This window comes from Rahnella sp. 1L-D-7-B-C2, from assembly GCF_057290995.1.
In genome coordinates this window covers 1-1,198 of the sequence record NZ_JBXAVQ010000045.1, presented here as the reverse complement: position 1 = coordinate 1,198, position 1,198 = coordinate 1, and the positions used below count along the sequence as shown (strand labels likewise).

Genomic DNA, 1,198 nt, shown 5'->3' with positions numbered 1-1,198 from the left:
TAGGGAAGGTGCGAACAAGTCCCTGATATGAGATCATGTTTGTCATCTGGAGCCATGGAACAGGGTTCATCATGAGTCATCAACTTACCTTCGCCGACAGTGAATTCAGCAGTAAGCGCCGTCAGACCAGAAAAGAGATTTTCTTGTCCCGCATGGAGCAGATTCTGCCATGGCAAAACATGGTGGAAGTCATCGAGCCGTTTTACCCCAAGGCTGGTAATGGCCGGCGACCTTATCCGCTGGAAACCATGCTACGCATTCACTGCATGCAGCATTGGTACAACCTGAGCGATGGCGCGATGGAAGATGCTCTGTACGAAATCGCCTCCATGCGTCTGTTTGCCCGGTTATCCCTGGATAGCGCCTTGCCGGACCGCACCACCATCATGAATTTCCGCCACCTGCTGGAGCAGCATCAACTGGCCCGCCAATTGTTCAAGACCATCAATCGCTGGCTGGCCGAAGCAGGCGTCATGATGACTCAAGGCACCTTGGTCGATGCCACCATCATTGAGGCACCCAGCTCGACCAAGAACAAAGAGCAGCAACGCGATCCGGAGATGCATCAGACCAAGAAAGGCAATCAGTGGCACTTTGGCATGAAGGCCCACATTGGTGTCGATGCCAAGAGTGGCCTGACCCACAGCCTAGTCACCACCGCGGCCAACGAGCATGACCTCAATCAGCTGGGTAATCTGCTGCATGGAGAGGAGCAATTTGTCTCAGCCGATGCCGGCTACCAAGGGGCGCCACAGCGCGAGGAGCTGGCCGAGGTGGATGTGGACTGGCTGATCGCCGAGCGCCCCGGCAAGGTAAGAACCTTGAAACAGCATCCACGCAAGAACAAAACGGCCATCAACATCGAATACATGAAAGCCAGCATCCGGGCCAAGGTGGAGCACCCATTTCGCATCATCAAGCGACAGTTCGGCTTCGTGAAAGCCAGATACAAGGGGTTGCTGAAAAACGATAACCAACTGGCGATGTTATTCACGCTGGCCAACCTGTTTCGGGCGGACCAAATGATACGTCAGTGGGAGAGATCTCACTAAAAACTGGGGATAACACCTTAAATGGCGAAGAAACGGTCTAAATAGGCTGATTCAAGGCATTTACGGGAGAAAAAATCGGCTCAAACATGAAGAAATGAAATGACTGAGTCAGCCGAGAAGAATTTCCCCGCTTATTCGCACCTTCC

1 protein-coding gene is annotated in these 1,198 nt (G+C 53.0%); it reads left to right on the top strand.

Annotated features, from left to right (window positions below):
• Positions 1-71 precede the first annotated feature (71 nt).
• Positions 72-1,052 carry an IS5-like element IS5 family transposase gene (locus tag AC0Z7K_RS24375; RefSeq protein WP_000019402.1) on the top strand — a complete coding sequence of 327 codons (981 nt, stop codon included), beginning with the start codon at positions 72-74 and terminating at the stop codon, positions 1,050-1,052.
• The last annotated feature ends 146 nt before the right edge of the window (positions 1,053-1,198 follow it).

Excerpts from the sequence above, each read along its gene's own strand:
- AC0Z7K_RS24375 (WP_000019402.1), top strand. The coding sequence starts at position 72 with ATGAGTCATCAACTTACCTTCGCCGACAGTGAATTCAGCAGTAAGCGC.